This is a genomic window from Roseibium sp. MMSF_3412, from assembly GCF_030733265.1.
Taxonomy (GTDB): Bacteria; Pseudomonadota; Alphaproteobacteria; order Rhizobiales; family Stappiaceae; genus Roseibium.
Window position 1 is genome coordinate 676,443 of the sequence record NZ_JASHJI010000001.1, and the last position, 19,264, is coordinate 695,706.

Consider the following 19,264-nt stretch of genomic DNA (forward strand, 5'->3'; position numbering starts at 1 on the left):
TCACCCACCCAGAAACATTTCGGCGACTTCACGGTCAGCCAGGAGATCCGCACCCGTGCCTTCATGGCGGTTCTTGCCGGCAGCCAGAACATAGCCCCGGTCCGCGAAGGCAAGCGCCTGCTTGGCGTGCTGCTCGACAAGAAGGATGGCAACGCCGGTGTCGCGCACGTCACGGCAGATCTGAAAAATCTGTTCCATGTATTTCGGCGACAGGCCTGCCGTCGGCTCGTCCAGCAGCAGCAGTTTCGGGTCGAGCATCAGGGCGCGGCCCATGGCAACCATCTGCCGCTGTCCTCCGGAGAGACTTCCGGCAAGCGTCTTGCGACGTTCCTTCAGGTCCGGGAACAGCTCGTAGACCCTGTCATAGGCCGCCGAGAGATCGCCGGTCTTGAGAAAGCCACCCATTTCCAGGTTTTCCTGGATCGACATTTCCCGGAAGATGTTGTCCACCTGCGGCACGTAGCATATCCCGCGCTGGACGATGCGGTTCGGGGCCCAGCCGGTGATATCGTCACCGTCGAACAGCATCTTTCCGCCGCGAATGGTCAGCAAACCGAAGACGGACTTCATGGCGGTTGACTTGCCCGCGCCGTTCGGCCCCACAATAACGACGATCTCGTCCTGCAACACGGACATGGACACATCCTGCAGGATATCGGCCTCACCGTAGCCACCGGTGAGGTGCTCCATCGACAGAAGCGCGCTCATGCGGCATCTCCCGTGGTTTCACCCAGATACGCTTCCAGAACCTGCGGATCGGAGCGAACGGTCTGGAAGTCACCCTGGATCAGCACCCGGCCCTCGGCCATGCAGACAACCGGATCGCAAAGCTTCTCGATCATCTCCATGTCGTGTTCGATCAGGATGAATGTGTAGCCACGTTCCTTGTTGAGGATCTCGATCTTGGCTTCCAGCTTGCGCAACAGCGTCCGGTTGACGCCGGCTGCCGGTTCGTCCAGCAGGACCAGCTTCGCATCGGTCATCATGGTGCGGCCCAGCTCGAGAAGCTTCTTCTGGCCGCCCGACAGGTTGCCGGCGCGTTCATGGGCGACATGGCTCAGTTCCAGGAACTCCAGCGTTTCATATGCCTTGCGTTCGACGTCGTGTTCCGAGGATTTGACGCGCCCCCATGCGAGCCAATTCGCGAACAGGCTCTCGCCGGGCTGGGACGGCGGCACCATCATCAGGTTTTCAAGCGCAGTCAGTTTGTGAAACTCATGCGGGATCTGAAATGTGCGCACAAGCCCCTTGTGAAACAGCTGATGGCTCGCAAGGTTGGTGACGTCTTCGCCAAGGAACCGTATGCTGCCGCTCGTCGGCTGCAAGGCTCCGGCTATGAGGTTGAAGAGCGTCGTCTTTCCTGCACCGTTGGGACCGATCAGTCCGGTGATGCTGTTTTCCTCGACACGGAAAGAGCAGCCATTGACCGCCTTGAACCCGCTGAAATCCATAACGAGCTGGTCAAGCTCAAGCATTCAAGCTCCTCGCCGCCCCCCTGAAGCGGTCTTTCTTTTTTCGTTGCGCTGCGCCACGCCTTTTGGCGTTGGTTCTATGGCACGCGCAGGGCGCCCGGTCGCAGCGTTCAGACCTTCTAACTTTATTGGCGGCGCAATCAACCGGTAATCACCGGGTTTTTGGCCAGAAAGGGCAAGATTTTTCAAAAAACCCGGGCCAGCGGAATGTCCAGTTCGCGGGTTTGCAGAATTTCCTCGGATTTCGTTCAAAGGCGCACAGTTATTCGGAGTCAACAAACCCGAAAATAACGTGTAGCATCACCCTTGTTCACGTAATGCGCGAATTTAAATGTGCGAGTAGCGGAGAAAAAAATGCACTCCTCAAAGAAGAAAGCACCGCCAATCTACGTAAATATGACAATAACTTCTGAGCTTTTCCTCAACGAATTCAATTTGAAACATTATTCTTAAGCCGACTTCAGAAATTCTCGACTAAAGTTGCATGCAGGTTTTGGCAATCGTGAGTGAGCCGGACAAAAGAACAAGAAGACCTAAGTGACATCAGGCTAAACCGGTATGCGGTCGAAGTCGTGGTTGTTCGTTGGAGGGAAAACTGTCTAACCGCGCGGAATTGTTCGTAAATGAGAGTGAAGTTGAAAACACTGCCGCAATCGACATAGCCGAAGGCAAGGTCGATCAGTCCATACTTCTGGAGCTTTACGACCGCCTCGACGCTGCTGTCTGGATTTTCGATTTCGACCACAAACGGTATCTGTGGGCCAATCGCAAGACCCTCGAGATCACGGACGCGATCTCTCTTGAGGAGTTGCAATCCCGCGACCTCGGTGCCGACATGTCACCCGCCGTGGAACAACGCCTGCGCCAGTACCAGCAGGACTTCTGCACAAGCGATGTCAGCTTTTCGGAGATCTGGACACTCTATCCCAAGGGTCAGCCCAAGGTGCTTCAGATCGCAATGAGCGGTATCCGCCTGCGCGATGGCCGGATGGCGCTCCTGTGCGAGGGCCGCGAGCATCACAAGCAGCAGCCGGAAACACTTCGCAGCGCCGAAGCCCTGCTGCATACCTCCGTGATGATTTCGCTTTTCTCAAAGGAAGGCGCTTCTCTTTACAGGAACACGGCATCCCGTGCAGCCTCGGTCACGCTGGAGACGCCCTTCCTGGACCAGTTTGTCCACGCCGAAGAAGCAAAGGACCTGTTCGAAATCGTCGAAAGGGAGCGAACGCACAAATTCGTCGCCCGCGTCAAAACGCGTTCGGGTCCGCGGTGGCACGAACTGACGGTGCGCGCATGCCACGATGCTGTCACCGGACAACCCGCTTATCTCGTCAGCGAGACCGATGTCACGGAACTTCACGAGACGAAGGAACGCGCGCAGTATCTTGCAAGCCACGACACGCTGACGGGTCTTTCCAACCGGACCTACCTTCAGGAGCGCCTGACGCTGATCCTGCACGCGGCGAAGCGGAACAACCAGTCCGCTTCCTTCTATCTTCTGGATCTCGACGACTTCAAACTGGTCAACGATTCCCTGGGACATGCGGCGGGTGACACGCTCCTGCAGATGGTCGCGGACGAACTCAAGTCCCTTGCCGGGCCAGAGGACGTGATCGCCCGGCATGGCGGCGACGAATTTCTGATCTGCACCCTGGAGGGAAAAGAGGGCAAGGAGCCCGGCAGTTTCGGACATGCGCTTTTGCGGTCGTTTGCCAGACCAAAGGTCATCGAAGGCAAACAAAGGAAAGTCGGCCTCAGCATCGGCTATGCCTGCTTCCCGCAAGATGGCGACACCGTCGACGAGTTGATGCGGCACGCGGATCTGGCGCTTTACCAGGCGAAATCCGGCGCGAGCAACAAATGCGTTCAATTTGACGCCCACATGCGCCAGCTGCGCGACGAGCACAGGGCGATCAGGAAAGACCTCGAACGCGCGCTGAAAGAGGATGAATTCATCCTTCACTACCAGCCCATCGCGTGCACACGCTCGGACCGGGTCGTCTCGGGTGAAGCGCTGCTTCGCTGGCAGCATCCGGAGCGGGGTCTCATCGGACCTGACGACTTTGTACACATCGCCGAAGAAGCCGGTCTGATTTCGGACATCGGTGCCTGGGTCGCACGGGAAGTCGCCAAGCTGCAGACACATATCGACGGGCTCGACTACGCCGTGCCGCTGACCCTTGCGCTCAACGTCTCCCCGCGGCAGCTGTCAGACACCGGGTTTCTGGGTTTCATGAAATCCTTGCCGGAACAAACCGGCTGCGCACCGGACAGGATTTCCCTCGAAATCACCGAATCCGTGATCCTTGGCGATATCCCCAACGCGCGCGAAACACTGACAACGCTCAAGGCGTGCGGCTATCAGGTCGTCATTGACGATTTCGGCACCGGCTATTCCAACCTTGCGTACCTGCACAACTACCCGATCGACGGCATCAAGATCGACCGGGTGTTCATGGAAGACATCAATGCCGGCGGCGAGATCGTCAAGCTCATCCTGTCACTTGCCACCGCGCTTGGCGCGGATGTCGTCGCCGAGGGTGTCGAAACGATCGAGCAGCGTTCCTGGCTGTCCAGGAACGGCTGCGACCGGTACCAGGGCTACCTCTATTCCAGGCCGGTTCCCCTGGATCGTTTCCTGTCCATGCTCGAAACGCAGCACAGGCTTGCCGCTATGTGACCTTGGCGCGCGTCTTGAATTCGGGCCGGTCCCAGCTGCCCGTGTTCAGGATTTCCTCCAGCACTGCGACCGCATCGACAACATCCTGATGTGACAGGTAAAGAGGCGTGAAACCGAAGCGCATCACATCGGGCGCCCGGAAATCTCCGATGACACCGCCCGCGATAAGGGCCTGCATCACCGCATAGCCTTCCTCGAAGCGGAAGGACACCTGGCTGCCGCGCTCGTCAGCGTTGCGGGGGCTTGCCAATGTCAGTTGCGGGCACCTGGCCTCGACTTCAGAAATGAACAACTCGCTGAGCGAAACCGACTTTGCCCTGATCGATGCCATGTCGACATCCTCAAACACGTCCAGCGCCGCATGGAGACTGGAAAGTGCGAGGATCGCCGGCGTCCCAACGGTCATACGATTGATGCCAGACACCGGCCTGTAATCGAGATCGAAGGCGAACGGGGCTTCATGCCCCATCCAGCCGGTCAGGGGCGATGTCACCTGGTCGAGGTGCCTTGCCGCGACATAGAGGAACGCCGGCGCTCCCGGGCCGCCATTGAGATACTTGTAGCCGCAGCCAATCGCGAAATCGGCATCTGCGCCTGCCAGATCAACCTCGATCGCACCGGCCGAATGCGCCAGATCCCAGATCGCAATCGCTCCGGCATCGTGCGCTTTGCGTGTCAACGTCTTCATGTCATGCACACGGCCCGTCCGGTAGTCGACCTGAGTGAGCATCATGACCGCCACCTGATCGTCGAGGGAGGCTTCGACCTCTTCCGGTGCGACGATCTTGAGCTCGTGCCCCCGCACCAGCAGTTCCTTCAGCCCGGAAGCCACATAAAGATCGGTCGGGAAATTGCCGTTGTCGGAAAGAATGATCCTGCGGTCCGGATTGAGCGACAAGGCCGCCGACAACACCTTGAACACGTTGACCGAGGTGCTGTCGCAGGCCACCACCGTGCCAGATGGTGCGCCGATGAGACGGCCGATCCGGTCGCCTGTGCGCTGAGGCAGGTCGATCCAGCTGTGTGTGTTCCAGGCACGGATCAGGCTCGTGCCCCATTCGGTTCCGATGACATCCGCAATTCTGTCCGGAACGTGTTTCGGCAGCACACCGAGCGAGTTGCCGTCGAGATAGATCACGCCTTCCGGTATCGTGAAGGCATTTTTCTTGCTGGCTAAGGGATCGGTCTCATCTAGCGGGTGCGGTGAGGTCATCAACGGCTCTTTGGAACAAGGATGGAGAAAGAGGCCGCACGCTATCAAAGCCCGGTCCGGCAAACAACCACATCACCGTGAGCGTTCGCGCAAAACCACGAAACCTGCGGTCGCCGCACCGGATGTCGCAATCAGCACAGATTTGCCCGTATGAGCATCGGACGCCACCAGCCGTTTTGGTAGCTTGTGCGTTCAAGTAATCGACACCTGCAACCTCTGAAACGCGGTTTGGCTCCATGTTCATCAGCGTCTTCGACATCTTCAAGATCGGTATCGGTCCTTCGAGTTCTCACACAGTCGGCCCGATGGTGGCCGTTGCCCGCTATCTGGAAAGGGTACGCGGTCTCGCCGGTGCCGAAGCATTGGCAGCCGGTCTCACCGTGACACTGCACGGATCGCTTGCCTTCACGGGCAAAGGGCATGCGACCGACAAGGCCATCTGCCTTGGCCTTCTGGGCGAGCGTCCGGATACGCTCGACCCGGATTGCGTCGAGCCGTTGCTGGCGGATCTTAACAGCGCACGGAAGCTCCGCATTCCAGGTCTGCCCGAGCTTGATTTCGATCCCGCGCGGGATGTGATCTTCGACTATGGCCCGCCGCTGCCGCTGCATGCCAACGGACTGACTTTCCGGCTTCTGGACAAGACCGGTTCCGAGATAGACAGCTTCGTCTACTATTCGATCGGCGGCGGCTTTGTCGTCAGCGAACCGGAACTCCGCAACACGACGAATGCACCGCTGAATGAACTGACGGCGCCGACCGTCCCGTTCCCTTTCGCCACGGCGAAGCAGATGCTCGAGATGGGCCGGGAAGCGGGTCTGTCGATTGCGGAGATGAAGCTGCGCAACGAATGCGCCGACACGAAAGTCGAGGACGTAGAAGCGGGGATCGACCGGCTCTGGTCGGCAATGGATGCGTGCATCAACCGGGGGATCACCCAGGCCGGTATCCTTCCCGGTGGCCTGAAGGTGAAACGGCGTGCGGCCGACATCTACCAGCAGCTCGTTCGCGAAGGCCGCAGCAACCCGTTGTTCGAACACAGCGTGGTCGACTGGCTCGGCGTCTATGCGATGGCGGTGAACGAGGAAAACGCCGCCGGCGGGCGTGTCGTCACCGCACCGACCAACGGCGCAGCCGGCGTTATCCCCGCCGTCGCGCGCTATTACCTCGACCATTGCCCCACGGCCGATCAGGCAGGCGTGCGTATTTTCCTTCTGACGGCCGCCGCCGTCGGTGGCATCATCAAGGCGAACGCATCGATCTCCGGCGCGGAGGTCGGCTGCCAGGGGGAAGTCGGGTCCGCGTCGGCGATGGCCGCGGCAGGACTGTGCGCAGCGCTAGGCGGCACGAACGAGCAGATCGAAAACGCTGCCGAGATCGCGCTCGAACATCACCTTGGCATGACGTGCGACCCGATTGGTGGTCTCGTTCAGGTTCCGTGCATCGAGCGCAACGCGCTCGGTTCGGTCAAGGCCGTCACGGCCGCCTCGCTTGCCCTGCGTGGTGATGGAACGCATTTCGTGCCGCTGGACGGGTGCATCGAAACCATGCGCCAGACCGGCATGGACATGATGGAGCAGTACAAGGAAACCTCGCAAGGTGGCCTCGCCGTTAACATCGTCGAATGTTAAAGTACTGACAAAAATGACAATTTCGAAGAAAAGTTTGCTGTAAGCGACGAAACCGGCAATAGTCTCTCCCTGGGTTGGTGTTCTACTCCTTTGCACCAATCAAGGGAGGCTTTAGATGGATGTCTTGACATGGCTGGCGGCGCAGTCGTCGCTAGTGTTCCTGTTCATTGCGGTCGCGCTGGGGTATTTTGCCGGCAAGCTGAAGATCGGCAATTTCGTTCTCGGCGGCATCGCCGGAACGTTGATCATGGGCGTCGTGCTCGGACAGGTCGGGGTCACGATCGACAGTGCGGTCAAGGATATTTTCTTCGCCCTGTTCATCTATGCGGTCGGCTATCAGGGCGGGCCCCAGTTCTTCCGGGCGCTGTCCCTGAAGTCACTCAACCAGCTCCTTTCAGCTGCGGTCATGTGTATCCTCGGGCTTCTCACGGTGCTCGTGTTTGCATGGAGTTTCGGCCTTGACCGGGGAACGGCAGCCGGACTTGCCGCAGGTGGACTGACCCAGTCGGCAATCATTGGAACAGCCGGCGAAACCATCCAGAAACTCAGCGTTTCCGCCGACCTGAAACAGGTCATGGAAACCAATATCGCGGTCGGGTATGCGGTCTGCTACATCTTCGGCTCCATCGGGCCGATCATCATGGTCACCTGGTTTTTTCCGACCGTCATGCGCTGGGACATCCGCAAGGAAGCGCTCAAGCTGGCGGAAAAAATGTCAGGCGGATCGGCCGAATTGGAGCCGGGCCAGTTCAATGCGGCCCGGCGTATCGACACGCGGTTCTACCAACTCGGCAGCGACACACCCTTTATCGGCAAATCGGCGCAGGATCTCGATGCATCCTTTGACAATGCCGCCGTCGAAGCCGTGTTGCGCGCCGGTCAGGAAATCCATCTTGACGACGCTCGGTCTCTCCAACCAGGCGACGTTATCGCCGTAACCGGTCTCGTTTCCACCCTCGACAATCCGGCAGTCGCTTTTGGCACCGAAACCCAGGCACCTGACGGCTACAGGCTTGTGCTGGAGAACCGCAACATCGTTCTCACCAATCCCGATTTTGCGGGCAACAAGCTGCAGGGCATACACGACCACACCCGGTCCAACGCGCTGCGTGATGTCTTCGTCACCGGGGTGAACCGGATGGGACGGGACCTGCCGCTGTTGCCGGATCTTGAGATCCACAAAGGCGATGAACTGCAGCTGACCGGCAGCCCGCGGGACCTCAATACCGTTCAGAAATCCCTCGGTTACCCGATCACGTCTGCTGCGGTCACCGATTTCATCTTCTTCGGCATCGGCATGACGCTCGGTCTGTTGCTCGGGCTCATCGAGTTCAAGATCGGCGGTGTGCCGGTTTCAGTCGGCAGCGGCGGCGGGTGCCTGCTGTCGGGTCTTTTGTTCGGCTGGCTCAGGAGCACGCATCCGCGCTATGCCGCCCTGCCGACCGGCGCGGTGAATTTTCTCAGGGATTTCGGTCTCGCCGTCTTCGTCGGCGTTGTCGGGATCAGCGCGGGTCCCCAGGTTCTGACGACGCTGCAAGAACAGGGCATGAGCATCTTCCTGTTCGGTATCGGTGTCACGCTGATCCCGCAGTTAATAGGGTTCTTCTTCTCCTATTACGTGCTGCGGATCCAGAACCCGATCGAGGCGCTTGCCTGTGTTGCCGGGGGGCGCAGCGCCAATCCCGCCTTCGCGGCTCTCCTGGGCAAGGCGCAAAACGCCACCCCGGTCGTTACATTCACCGTCACCTATGCCGTTGCCAACGTGCTGCTGACCCTGTGGGGTCCGCTGATCGTCGGCCTCGTATCCACCAATCCGGCCCAGTAAACACCCGGGAGAATTCCTATGAGTGCACAAGACTATTCCCAGTATCAGGAACTCAGCCCGTTTGAACTCAAGGACAAGCTGATCGAGATTGCCTCTTCGGCTGCCCAGCGCATGATGCTGAATGCCGGCCGGGGCAATCCGAATTTTCTCGCGACTCATCCGCGCAGGGGCTTTCTGCGTCTCGGGGACTTTTCCGTTGAGGAAGCCGAGCGCTCCTATTCCTATCTCGACAGCGGCTTCGGCGGACTTCCGGACAAGGAAGGAATGTTGCTGCGGTTCGAGAATTTCATCCATCGGCACGAGGACCGCGACGGCACCACGTTTCTGCGTGCCGCGCTGTCCTACGCCAAGGATCAGCTCGGTATTCACCGGCACGAACTGCTCCATGAAATGGTCGAGGGTTTTCTCGGCTGCAACTACCCTGTGCCCCCGCGCATGCTCTCCCATGCGGAACGGATTGTCGGCGCCTACCTCGCCAAGGAGATGTTCGGCAACGAGCCGCAGCACGGCCCGTTTTCCGTTTTCGCGACGGAGGGCGGCACGGCGGCCATGACCTATATTTTCCAGACACTCAAGGCCAACGGGCTGGTCAAGCCCGGGGACAAGGTTGCGCTCGGCACGCCGATCTTCTCTCCCTATCTGGAGATCCCGCCGCTGCCGGAATACGACATGCCCATTGTCGACATCCGGATGGAGGAAGGCGCCGACTGGCAGTTCAGCGATGCGGAACTCGCCAAGCTGGACGATCCGGATATCAAGGTGTTCTGCATCGTCAATCCAAGCAACCCGCCGTCGGTAAAGCTGTCTCCCGACGACCTCGACAGAGTTGCGGCGGTGATCAACGAGAGACGGCCCGATCTCTTCGTGGTGACGGACGATGTCTACGGCACCTTTGCCGACGATTTCGTCTCGCTGTTTGCGAAGTGTCCGCGCAACACCTTGTGCGTCTATTCTTTCTCGAAATATTTCGGCGCGACGGGCTGGCGGCTCGGCGTCATCGCGCTTCACGAAGACAATGTCTTCGACGAGGCTCTCGCCGCCCTTTCCGAAGACAAGAAAAGGGAACTCGACCGGCGCTATTCCTCACTCACGACTGCGCCCCGTGACATCCGGTTCATCGACCGGCTGGTTGCGGACAGCCGGGCCGTTGCGCTCAACCACACGGCTGGCGCTTCAACACCACAGCAGATCCAGATGATGCTGTTCGCCCTTGCCGGTCTGCTCGACCGCGACGACCGCTACAAGGATGCGGCCAAGAGCCTGATCCGGAAACGGTTCAACACGCTTGAACTCAACATGGGCGTGACACCCCACCGTGAGCCCAATGACGTCAACTACTATACACTGATCAATCTGCAGCATTTGAGCGGACGCCTGTACGGCGACGCATTTGCGGACTGGTTCGTCGCCAACAAGAAAGGTTACGACTTCCTGTTCCGGCTTGCCGAGGAGACAAGTGTCGTTCTCCTGCCCGGAAAAGGTTTCGAGGTGGTCGACGCCTCCGCGCGCGTGTCCCTCGCCAACCTGACCGAGGCCGAATACGCAAAGATCGGTGCCTTTGCGCGCAAGGTGATCTCGGAGTATCACGATGAGTACACAAAGCAGTAGTGCTTCTGGCCAAAGACGTCTGAGGCACCAGCTGACGAAGGACACAAGCTGAACCGGTCTTGCCGGCTCAGCGTATCTTTTGCAGTCTGCCGGCCGAAACCGGTGCTGAAGTACAAAATCGCTGCCGGGTGCTGGAGAATATCGTGACCATCGTCATCACCCCCGTTGTCGCAAGCCTGTTGGCTCTGCTTTACGTCTTCCTGAGCATCCGGGTGATCGGCGCACGCCGTACGGAACGGATCAGCCTCGGCGACCGGGGCAACGACCTCATGCTGAGACGCATGCGGGTTCACAGCAATTTCGCCGAATATACACCCTTCGCGCTCTTGCTTCTTCTCATGCTCGAGCTTCTGGGTGGCGCACACTGGCTGCTCTACGGACTGGGTCTCTTCCTGCTCGTTGGCCGGAGCGTGCATGCCTACGGCGTCAGCAGCGAGCCGGAACCCATGGCCTTCCGGGTAACGGGCATGCTGCTGACATTCACGGTGATCGGCATTGCCGCACTGGCCAACCTTGTCCTTGCAATCGACAAGCTCATGGCGGTCGAACGTCTCGGCTGAGCCTGCATGGGTGCCGGCCAGGGCCTCGCAAAGTGAGCCAGAGCACGATACCTATACAAAAAGTCTTTTTCTGGATATAAAGTCCAGATGATACAAAACCCGGACCTCAAGGCGCTCGAACCCGTTTGCAAGGCGATCTCACTGCTGATGCCGGAGATGGTCGAAGTCGTCCTGCACGATCTTGCAACAAATACGATCGCTCATATCGAAAACGGATTTTCCGCGCGCGATGCCGGTGACGACTCCCTTCTGGAAACAGAAAACTACGCGGCTGAACTGGACGAACACGGGATTATCGGGCCCTATCGGAAATCCAGCCCGGACGGGACGCGTCTGAAATCCGTTTCAGCGGTTTTTCGGGACGCCGAAGGCCAGCCAATCGGACTGCTTTGCATCAATTTCAAGACCGGCGACCTGGAAACGGTCTCCGCGCTGTTGAGCACGATCGCGCGCCTCGACGAGAAGTCCCAGCCTTCCATCGTGAAGAACGACTGGCGCGAACTCACAAATGCGATCATCGAGGATACCCTCAAGGATCTGAAAATCGTGCACAGCCAGCTGCGCCGGCCTGCCCGCATCGAGATCATGCGGCGGCTCATGCAGGCCGACGTTCTTTCTGCCAGAGGGTCCGGCGACTACGTGGCGAAAGCGCTCGGGGTATCGCGGGCAAACTTTTACGACATGCTTCGGGAAGCAAAGCACGACAACAAGGAAGCGTCCGCATGACCGTGACCGCCACGACACCACGCCCGATGCGCGACTTCGGACTGGAGGTGTTCTTCTCCAGGTGGGAATTCACCGCACGGCACCACATGACCGCGTCAGATCTTGAAAGCATGTCGCTGTCCGAACTTCTGGCGCTCGCATCCGATGAAGACCGGTCAGCCTTTGAAAACCTGTGGCTGGGATATACGGAAACCTGGGGTGCTCCGGCACTGCGCCAGGAGATCGCGGGCACCTATGACAAGCTTTCAGAGAGCAACATCCTGTGTCTGGCGGGTGCCGGCGAAGGTCTGTATGCGGTTCCGCATGTTCTGCTGACACGGGATGACCATGCCATCGTGCCGACGCCCAACTACCAGGGTTCGGAGACAATTCCCCTGTCCATCTGCGACGTGACCGGGGTGCCGATGGACTATACCCCTTCGTCGGGTTCAAACGGGTCACAAGGCGGGTGGCACCTCGATCTCGATCGTCTTAAGGACGCCATCAGGCCGAACACCAAACTGATCTCTCTGAATTTTCCGCACAACCCGACCGGTTTCCTGCTGCCGCGCGAAGAGCTCGAGGCCCTCGTAAGCCTGGCACGCGCACACGGTATCTACATTCTGAGCGACGAGGTCTATCGCGGTGTCGAACTGGACGAAACCAAGCGGATGCCGCAAATCGCCGATCACTACGAGCGCGGCATTTCCCTCAACGTGATGTCCAAGGCTTACGGATTGCCGGGAATACGCATTGGCTGGATCGCCTCGCAAGACCGCGATCTTCTGCAAAAAGCAGAACGGTTCAAACACTATCTGTCGATCTGCAATTCCGGCCCGTCGGAAATCCTGGCCCTGATCGCCTTGAAAGCAAGGCAAAAGATCCTCGCGCGCAACCGCGCGATCATGATGGAAAATGCCGCCGCGCTCGAACGGCTCTTCGCCGCTTATCCGGATCTCTTCGAGTGGCAACGCCCGATGGGTGGCTGCGTCGCCTTTCCAAGATATCTCGGTCCGGACGGTGTCGAGACCTTCACGCGAAAGCTGGTCGAGGAAAGCGGTGTCCTGCTTCTGCCCTCGTCCATTTATTCCAGTGAACTCGGCACGACACCGCAAGACCATTTCCGCATCGGGATCGGGCGCGCCGCGGTCTTCAGGGACGGCCTGAAGGCGATGGAACAACATCTCGACAAGACCTACCCGGAGTTCCGGACGTAACCGACACCCAAGCGAGGACACGCCGTGCAGCACGACCTGATCACGATCGACCGCGAGGCCTGGGACGCGCTTGCCGCCGCCGCTGCCGATCCGGCACAGCCATTCCGCTACCTGACACTGGCATCTCTTGGCCGGTGCCAGTTTCCCGAAGCGCGCACCGTCGTGCTTCGCTCCGCCAAGAGTGCAACGCGCGTTCTGGAGTTTCACACCGACACGCGAAGTCCGAAATGGCAGGAGCTGCAGGACAATGGCAACACGACGATCCTCGGGTATTCGGACGTTCTGAAACTGCAGCTGCGTCTGCGCGGTGAAATTGATCTGGCGCCTCCAGGTTCACCCGAGGCCGACCGGGTCTGGAGCCGGTTGCCGCCGCATACCAGGGCCACCTACCAGGGTGGTCCTCCCGGAGACGAACTTCCGCCAGATGGTGACCCAGCCGCCCACGCACCGATGTCCGCGCGTGAAGAAACCGGCAGGGATCGGTTCGGGGTACTCTCCTTCAAGGCGCTGTCACTGGACTGGTGCCGGCTGGAGCGGAACAACAATCTGCGGGCCCGGTTTTCCTATGGCGCCAGCGGCGAACTGAACGGCGCAAGCTGGGTCGCCCCCTGAGGGCCAAGGATTGGCGGCACGATCCCCACAGTACTCAAATCTGTTGCAGGCGGGTCTTGTGGGCGTGTGCGATATGAAGGCGCGCAGCTGCCTCGGCAGCCTCACTGTCACCCGTCGCAATCGCTTCGACGATGGCAGCATGTTCCTCCACCGCCGTTTCCCGGCGCTCGGGCGTATCCAGTGTGGTTCCGGCCATCAGGATCAGCGACAGCCGCAGGTGCTCGATCAGGTCAACAAGGTATCGGTTGTGCGAGGCAAGGCACAGGCGCCGGTGAAAATCCCTGTTGGAGCGCACAAGACTGTCCTTGTCGGCGATGCGCTGCCTGTCGGCCTTGACGAGATCCTGCAGGATTTCGACCTCGGGCGCGGAAGCATGCTTGGCGGCAAGTCCGGCCGCCGTTCCTTCCAGCACTTCGCGCATGAAATAGACTTCGTTGATCTGCCCGTGGTCGAGCGTCGGCACGACCATGCCCCGGTTGGGCTCGTGTACGGCGAGCCCCTGCGCCTCGAGCCGCTTCAGGCCCTCACGGATCGGAGTTCGGGAAACGCCAAACTCTTCAGCGAGATCAGCTTCGCGCAGTCGGTCGCCCGGCTTTAAAACCCGGTCTTCGACAAGACCGATCAGACGCTTGTAGATTTCAGATCCATTCATGCGTTCTGGTTAGCGGCAAGACAGGATTTAAGCAAGAGAAGGAGGCTCGCAAACCTCCTTCATCAAGCGTCAGACACCGACTTTCAGATCACTGAAGGCAAGTCCGTCCGCACCCTCGTCGGTTTCGAACACGCGCGACACCGTCCACGTGGCAGTATCGATTTCCGCGACCCGCGCGCCATCCTGAGCGCCCGTGAACAGCGACTTGCCGTCCGGCGAGAACAACAGCGATGCAGGCCCGTGCGCACCGTGAGTTGCAAGATCGATTTCCGCTTTGACCTCATGCGAAGACCGGTCATAGACGACCACCCGGTCTCCGTTCAGATCCGCCACGGCAACCGTTTCACCAGCGGGATCAAAACGGACGCGGATCGGCAGAAACCCGGTCTCGACCACGTGCTTGCGCTCCATCGTATCGACGTCGAACACGATGATGGTTTCGGACTGATTGTTGCCGACCCAGAGCGCTTTTCCGTCCGGGCTGACATCAACGGCTTCCGGGCCGGTGTCCGCCTTCACCGTGTTTATGGTCTCCATCGTCTTCACGTCGATCACCGAGACCTTGTCGGAACCGCGGCTGGTGACGAAAGCGGTTTGATCATCGGGAGACATGGCCAGAAGATGCGAGCCGATCAGTCCCGTCTCCACGTGTCCCGTCACCTCTCCCTTGGCGACGTCGACTGTGATCACGTCCCGCGTTTCCTCGGTGGTCACGATCACGCTGTTGCTGTCGCCCAACCAGGCAATGCCGTGCGGCGCCATATGGGGCGAAATATCGATTGTCTTCAGGTGCTCGGCCGTTGCGACGTCAAACACGTTGAGCTCGCGGCCGATGTAGCCGTCTTCGAGATAGGAGACGACAACGACCTTGTCGCCGTCCGGCGAAACGGCCAGCTCATGAGGTGAGCCACCGGCGATTGGCCGTTGCATCTCCCGCCCCGTATCCAGGTCGATGAAGCTGACGGTTCCGGCATATTTGTTGCCGACCATCAGTGTCGCCGCGCTTGCGGAAAGGGCCGTACCGGCGAGCAGACACATCGCGGTCGCGGCACTGGTGACAACTTTGGTGAAAGACATGTTCAACCTCCAGTCTGTTTCAGTCTTTGGACAGACACCCCCTTGTCTTTTCAGATCAAAGAAACATCCTGGAGATCTATTTGATTTCGATTTCCGTATTTCCTAATTAAATTTCAGTAATACCCATACTTTTTGCGAATTAATTCATCAATGAAAACAAATATTACATACCTTTATTTAGTGAGCACAAAAAGCCGATGTATATTTTGATCAATTATTTCGATTCAGGCCTTTACTTCGAAAGATCCTGCGCGAGCATGAGCGCATTGCCGTCCGGATCATAAAAGGTCGCGGTGCTGACCATGCCTTCAACGGTCTCGGTGTCACCGTCGAATTTCACGCCTGCCTTTTCCAGGGCGGTGCGCGCGGTCGAAATATCGGCGATGCCAAAAACCGGAACCATGTTCCCGGGTGCCGGCTCAACCTGCTCTCCCAGACCCAGCGTCACCCCTTCCGTTTTCGTCTGAAGTTCGCTCCAGCCGACTTCATCGGCATGATACAGAAGTTCGAAGCCGAGATTGTCCAAATACCATTTTGCGCTGGCATGCCTGTCGCGCACCGAGAGGGCCAAAGTGATTGTGTTTTCCAGAGAAACGACGGACATGTGACTTTCCTTTGTATCAAAAATATATTAAATATACTTTATGGAATTGACCCTGCTTGTCAAGCTCACATCCAAGGCCTGGTCGCTGAAAATCCTGGCGCTGCTGCATGACGGGGCTCCCGGACGCCAGGCGCCGCTGGTCGCGGCAACCGGAGCCAGCCGCACGTCCTTTGCGAACAGCCTGGAGCATCTGATCCGGCTCGGCATGATCGAGAAGAACCCGGGTCACGGGCACCCGTTGCGGCCGGAGTTCCGCCTGACGGCGGAAGGTGCCGTCGTCGCGGCCATGGCGAGCCGCATCTTGAAAAGCGTGCCGGACAACGACGCGTTCTCGGTTCTGAAACGAAGCTGGGCCGTCCCGATCCTTGCCCTTACCGAAACGCCGAAACGGTTTTCGGCGATCAAGTCGGATCTCGGGCCGGTCACCGATCGCGCGCTGTCACAGTCATTGTGCCTCTTGGAGGATCGCGAATGGCTGAAACGGGACATCGACGTCAGCCAGCGTGCGCCTTACCCGACCTATCTTGCCGTGAACCAGGGCAGAAACATCAACCAGGCGATAGGGCTCCGCATCTAGGGGACGGCCCGAAAGGACAACCGGCCCTAACCGTCAGGCAGCTGGAAGATAGACTTTTCCACCAGTGATCGGCTCGGCAGCTCCCGTCGTTTCCGGGAAGGTCGTCGGCAATCCGGCTTTGAGCCGCGCGCCCAGAAATGCCATCGCCTGCGCTTCCAGGGCATCCCCGTCGATCCCGAAATCATCGGCCGAGACAACATCTCCGGAAAGACGGTTACGCAGGGCCTGCATCAGGACCGGGTTCAGCCTGCCGCCGCCGCAGACGAGCCAAAGGCGCGGCGGCCTGGGCAACAGACTTTCAGCCTTTGCAATCACTTCCGCTGTGAAGGTCAACAGTGTCGCCGCGCCGTCCTCAAGGCTCATGCCGTCGACGAAGTTGCCTGAAAAGCTGTAGCGGTCCAGCGACTTTGGTCCGGGCTCGGACAGGAACGGATGTTTCAAGGCGTCTGACAGGCGTGCTTCATCCGCCTTGCCCTTCGCGGCGATCACACCACCCGCGTCGAAATCACCTGCGTCATGCTGGCGAACCCAGTCGTCGAGAAGGGCGTTCCCCGGACCGATATCGAAGGCGAGCAAGCCGTCGCCGTCGATGAAGGTCAGATTGGAAACCCCGCCGATATTGAGAAAGCAAAGCGGTTCCCGGTCCACCCCGACAAGCGTCTTTGCAAGTGCCTGGTGATAGACCGGCACGAGGGGCGCCCCCTCACCACCCGCTTCCATGTCCGCAAGACGAACGTCGGCGATCACCGGCAAGCGAAGATCATCCGCCAACGCTTGCGGATCACCGAGTTGCACCGTCTCACCGGCTTTCGGGTCATGCCAGACCGTCTGGCCGTGAAACACGACCGCGTCCGGCTGGAGCGCATTGGTATCGACAAACGCGCGAATGGCACCGGCGTGATCCGCCGTCACATCCTGCGTGATCTGCGGCCAGTCTTCGCGTCCCGCGCCTTTCCGCCCGGCCGCAGCCAGAACACGTTCGCGCGTTGCCGGCCGGTAGCCGGTCGTCTCAGCCGGGCCAAAGCGGCCAATCGTATGGCCATCCGTGGTGATCTCCGCCAGATCTATGCCATCGGCGGACGTCCCGCTGATGGTGCCGACGATCGACCAGCCGGTCATAAGGTATCGGCCACTTTCTTCAGGCTTTGCTCGGCGATATCGAACATCTCGTGCACCTGCTGTTCGGTGATGATCAGCGGCGGGCAAAATGCCATGGCGTCCAGCATCGCGCGCGAAATCAGGCCGTTTTCGTGGAAGACTGCGTTGCTTGCTGCACCAAGGGAACCCGGCGTGTCGGAATGGGCCGGGTGATGCAGTTCAGCCGCGCCGATCAGACCGATGCCGCGCGTTTCAACAACCAGCGGATTGTCGGCGAGCCCTTTCAGCCGCGCCTGAAACGTTGGTGCGATCTCCTTGACGTGACCGACCAGATCGCGCTCCTCGATGATCTTGAGATTCTCCAGGGCAACGGCGGCGGCAACCGGATGCCCGCTGCCGGTGTAGCCATGTCCCAGAACGCCGATCCGGTGCGACTCGTCGGCAATCGGCTCGTAGACGGTGTCGTTGATCAGGAGCGCGGAGATCGGCTGGTAGGACGACGACAGGGCTTTCGAGAGCGTCATCATGTCGGGCTGCAGGTTGAAGGTCTCCGTGCCGAACATATTGCCCGTGCGGCCGAACCCGCAGATCACCTCGTCGGCGACGAAGAGGATGCCGTATTTCTTCAGGATCGGCTGGACCGCTTCCCAATATCCTTCGGGCGGCACCACGACGCCGCCCGCGCCCATGACGGGCTCGGCAAAGAAGGCGGCGATGGTCTCGGGCCCTTCGGCCAGAATCAGGTCTTCAAGATCCTGCGCACACCGTTTTGCAAACTCCGCTTCGCTCTCGCCGTCCTGTTTCATCGTGCGGTAATGCGGACTGGTCGTGTGCAGGATCTGCGGCAGCGGCAGGTCGAAGGACCGGTGATTGTTCGGCAGGCCCGTCAGGCTGGCGGAAGCGACTGTCACGCCATGATAACCGCGCATGCGCGAGATGATCTTCTTGCGCTCCGGCTGGCCAAGGGCGTTGGACCGGTACCAGATCAGCTTGATCGCTGTGTCGTTGGCTTCCGAACCGGAATTGGTGAAATAGGCCTTGGACATGGGCACCGGCGCCATCTCGATCAGCTTTTCGGCAAGCTCGATGGAGGGGCCATGGGTCTTGTATGTGAAGGTGTGATAATAGGGCAGCTTTTCCATCTGGCGGGTCGCGGCCTCCACCAGGCGCTTTTCACCGAAGCCGACGGCGACGCTCCAGAGGCCTGCCATGCCCTCGATATAGCGCTTGCCGTTGATGTCTTCCACATAGATCCCCTCGCCCTTGTCGATGACAAGCGAGCCAGTGTCTTCCTGGCGGCGGGCATCGGCATAGGAATGAAGTTGAACAGCGATATCGCGGGCTTCGAGAGAATTCGGCAACTGCGCCATGAAACGCCTCATGTGAACTGGCTGAGTGGAAGATGAACCGGCCTGCTGCCACACGTGCTGCGTCCCGGCAATCGCCAAGCTAGTGCCGTCCAGAGCGCAGTACAACGGGAATCTTTTTCCTGTGACCGGCAACGTGGCGCGGAAGAGGTGTTTTCAAGCTGCAAAAACAAAAAGACCGCGCCGAGGCGCGGTCAATGTGGCTGACGGCCAGCCATGGTCGGGAACCACAGCCCGTTCGTCGCGGCCGATGGGGGGGCAGAACAGGCACGACGAACAACCGTATAGCCGGAGTAGGCAATCTTTCCGCGACGACTTTGTAATTTACCGACGGTTTTTTTCGTGCGGAATTTCTTTGTTTTATCA

The 19,264-nt window shown here is 59.4% G+C and carries 17 protein-coding genes; 9 read left to right on the plus strand and 8 right to left on the minus strand.

Annotation, left to right across the window (positions count from 1 at the left end; all coding sequences use genetic code 11):
* Positions 1-708 carry an ABC transporter ATP-binding protein gene (locus RBB49_RS03035; RefSeq protein WP_306141183.1) on the minus strand — a complete coding sequence of 236 codons (708 nt, stop codon included), beginning with the start codon at positions 706-708 and terminating at the stop codon, positions 1-3.
* Positions 705-1,475 carry an ABC transporter ATP-binding protein gene (locus RBB49_RS03040; RefSeq protein WP_306141184.1) on the minus strand — a complete coding sequence of 257 codons (771 nt, stop codon included), beginning with the start codon at positions 1,473-1,475 and terminating at the stop codon, positions 705-707. Before RBB49_RS03040 ends, RBB49_RS03035 begins: the two co-directional genes overlap by 4 nt.
* Before the next feature lie 610 nt (positions 1,476-2,085).
* Between RBB49_RS03040 and RBB49_RS03045 the strand changes: the two genes are divergently transcribed.
* On the plus strand, positions 2,086-4,152 hold the full coding sequence (locus tag RBB49_RS03045) for a bifunctional diguanylate cyclase/phosphodiesterase (RefSeq protein ID WP_306141185.1): 2,067 nt from the start codon (positions 2,086-2,088) through the stop codon (positions 4,150-4,152).
* Here RBB49_RS03045 and kynU read toward each other — a convergent pair.
* Positions 4,145-5,365: a kynureninase gene (gene kynU / locus RBB49_RS03050; RefSeq protein ID WP_306141186.1), complete on the minus strand. Its 1,221-nt coding sequence runs from the start codon at positions 5,363-5,365 to the stop codon at positions 4,145-4,147. The genes RBB49_RS03045 and kynU overlap by 8 nt on opposite strands.
* 236 nt (positions 5,366-5,601) lie before the next feature.
* Between kynU and RBB49_RS03055 the strand changes: the two genes are divergently transcribed.
* From RBB49_RS03055 to RBB49_RS03085, 7 genes are all read left to right on the plus strand, one after another.
* The gene (locus tag RBB49_RS03055) at positions 5,602-6,996 is read left to right on the plus strand and encodes an L-serine ammonia-lyase (protein ID WP_306141187.1); all 1,395 of its coding nucleotides are present in this window, start codon (positions 5,602-5,604) and stop codon (positions 6,994-6,996) included.
* A gap of 115 nt (positions 6,997-7,111) precedes the next feature.
* Positions 7,112-8,821, plus strand: coding sequence for an aspartate-alanine antiporter (gene aspT, locus RBB49_RS03060; RefSeq protein ID WP_306141188.1), 1,710 nt, complete (start codon positions 7,112-7,114; stop codon positions 8,819-8,821).
* Positions 8,822-8,839: 18 nt separating this feature from the next.
* Positions 8,840-10,429 carry a bifunctional aspartate transaminase/aspartate 4-decarboxylase gene (locus tag RBB49_RS03065; protein ID WP_306141189.1) on the plus strand — a complete coding sequence of 530 codons (1,590 nt, stop codon included), beginning with the start codon at positions 8,840-8,842 and terminating at the stop codon, positions 10,427-10,429.
* A gap of 143 nt (positions 10,430-10,572) precedes the next feature.
* Positions 10,573-10,989 (plus strand): MAPEG family protein, encoded by a 417-nt coding sequence (locus RBB49_RS03070; RefSeq protein WP_306141190.1) that lies wholly within the window; start codon positions 10,573-10,575, stop codon positions 10,987-10,989.
* 87 nt (positions 10,990-11,076) lie between these two features.
* A complete protein-coding gene (locus RBB49_RS03075) occupies positions 11,077-11,715 on the plus strand; it encodes a transcriptional regulator (protein WP_306141191.1) in 639 nt (212 codons plus the stop codon).
* Complete coding sequence (locus RBB49_RS03080) at positions 11,712-12,911, plus strand: aminotransferase class I/II-fold pyridoxal phosphate-dependent enzyme (RefSeq protein WP_306141192.1); 1,200 nt, start codon at positions 11,712-11,714, stop codon at positions 12,909-12,911. Before RBB49_RS03075 ends, RBB49_RS03080 begins: the two co-directional genes overlap by 4 nt.
* A gap of 24 nt (positions 12,912-12,935) precedes the next feature.
* The gene (locus RBB49_RS03085) at positions 12,936-13,523 is read left to right on the plus strand and encodes a pyridoxamine 5'-phosphate oxidase family protein (protein WP_306141193.1); all 588 of its coding nucleotides are present in this window, start codon (positions 12,936-12,938) and stop codon (positions 13,521-13,523) included.
* A 34-nt stretch (positions 13,524-13,557) separates the two neighbouring features.
* Here the strand turns inward: RBB49_RS03085 and RBB49_RS03090 are convergent, their stop codons facing one another.
* The 3 genes from RBB49_RS03090 to RBB49_RS03100 all read right to left on the minus strand — a co-directional run bounded on the left by RBB49_RS03090 (position 13,558) and on the right by RBB49_RS03100 (position 15,856).
* On the minus strand, positions 13,558-14,175 hold the full coding sequence (locus tag RBB49_RS03090; RefSeq protein WP_306141194.1) for a GntR family transcriptional regulator: 618 nt from the start codon (positions 14,173-14,175) through the stop codon (positions 13,558-13,560).
* Between the two features lie 69 nt (positions 14,176-14,244).
* Entirely contained in the window at positions 14,245-15,252 is a 1,008-nt protein-coding gene (locus tag RBB49_RS03095; RefSeq protein WP_306141195.1) for a beta-propeller fold lactonase family protein, read from the minus strand.
* A 232-nt stretch (positions 15,253-15,484) separates the two neighbouring features.
* On the minus strand, positions 15,485-15,856 hold the full coding sequence (locus RBB49_RS03100; protein WP_306141196.1) for a VOC family protein: 372 nt from the start codon (positions 15,854-15,856) through the stop codon (positions 15,485-15,487).
* A 40-nt stretch (positions 15,857-15,896) separates the two neighbouring features.
* Between RBB49_RS03100 and RBB49_RS03105 the strand changes: the two genes are divergently transcribed.
* Positions 15,897-16,433: a winged helix-turn-helix transcriptional regulator gene (locus tag RBB49_RS03105; RefSeq protein ID WP_306141197.1), complete on the plus strand. Its 537-nt coding sequence runs from the start codon at positions 15,897-15,899 to the stop codon at positions 16,431-16,433.
* A gap of 33 nt (positions 16,434-16,466) precedes the next feature.
* On the opposite strand, the gene RBB49_RS03110 is transcribed toward RBB49_RS03105, so the two are convergent.
* Both RBB49_RS03110 and RBB49_RS03115 read right to left on the minus strand, forming a co-directional pair.
* Positions 16,467-17,552 (minus strand): anhydro-N-acetylmuramic acid kinase, encoded by a 1,086-nt coding sequence (locus RBB49_RS03110; protein WP_306141198.1) that lies wholly within the window; start codon positions 17,550-17,552, stop codon positions 16,467-16,469.
* Positions 17,549-18,901, minus strand: a complete 1,353-nt coding sequence (locus RBB49_RS03115; RefSeq protein WP_306141199.1) for an aspartate aminotransferase family protein — start codon at positions 18,899-18,901, stop codon at positions 17,549-17,551. The genes RBB49_RS03110 and RBB49_RS03115 overlap by 4 nt, the downstream gene beginning before the upstream one ends.
* Positions 18,902-19,264: the final 363 nt, after the last annotated feature.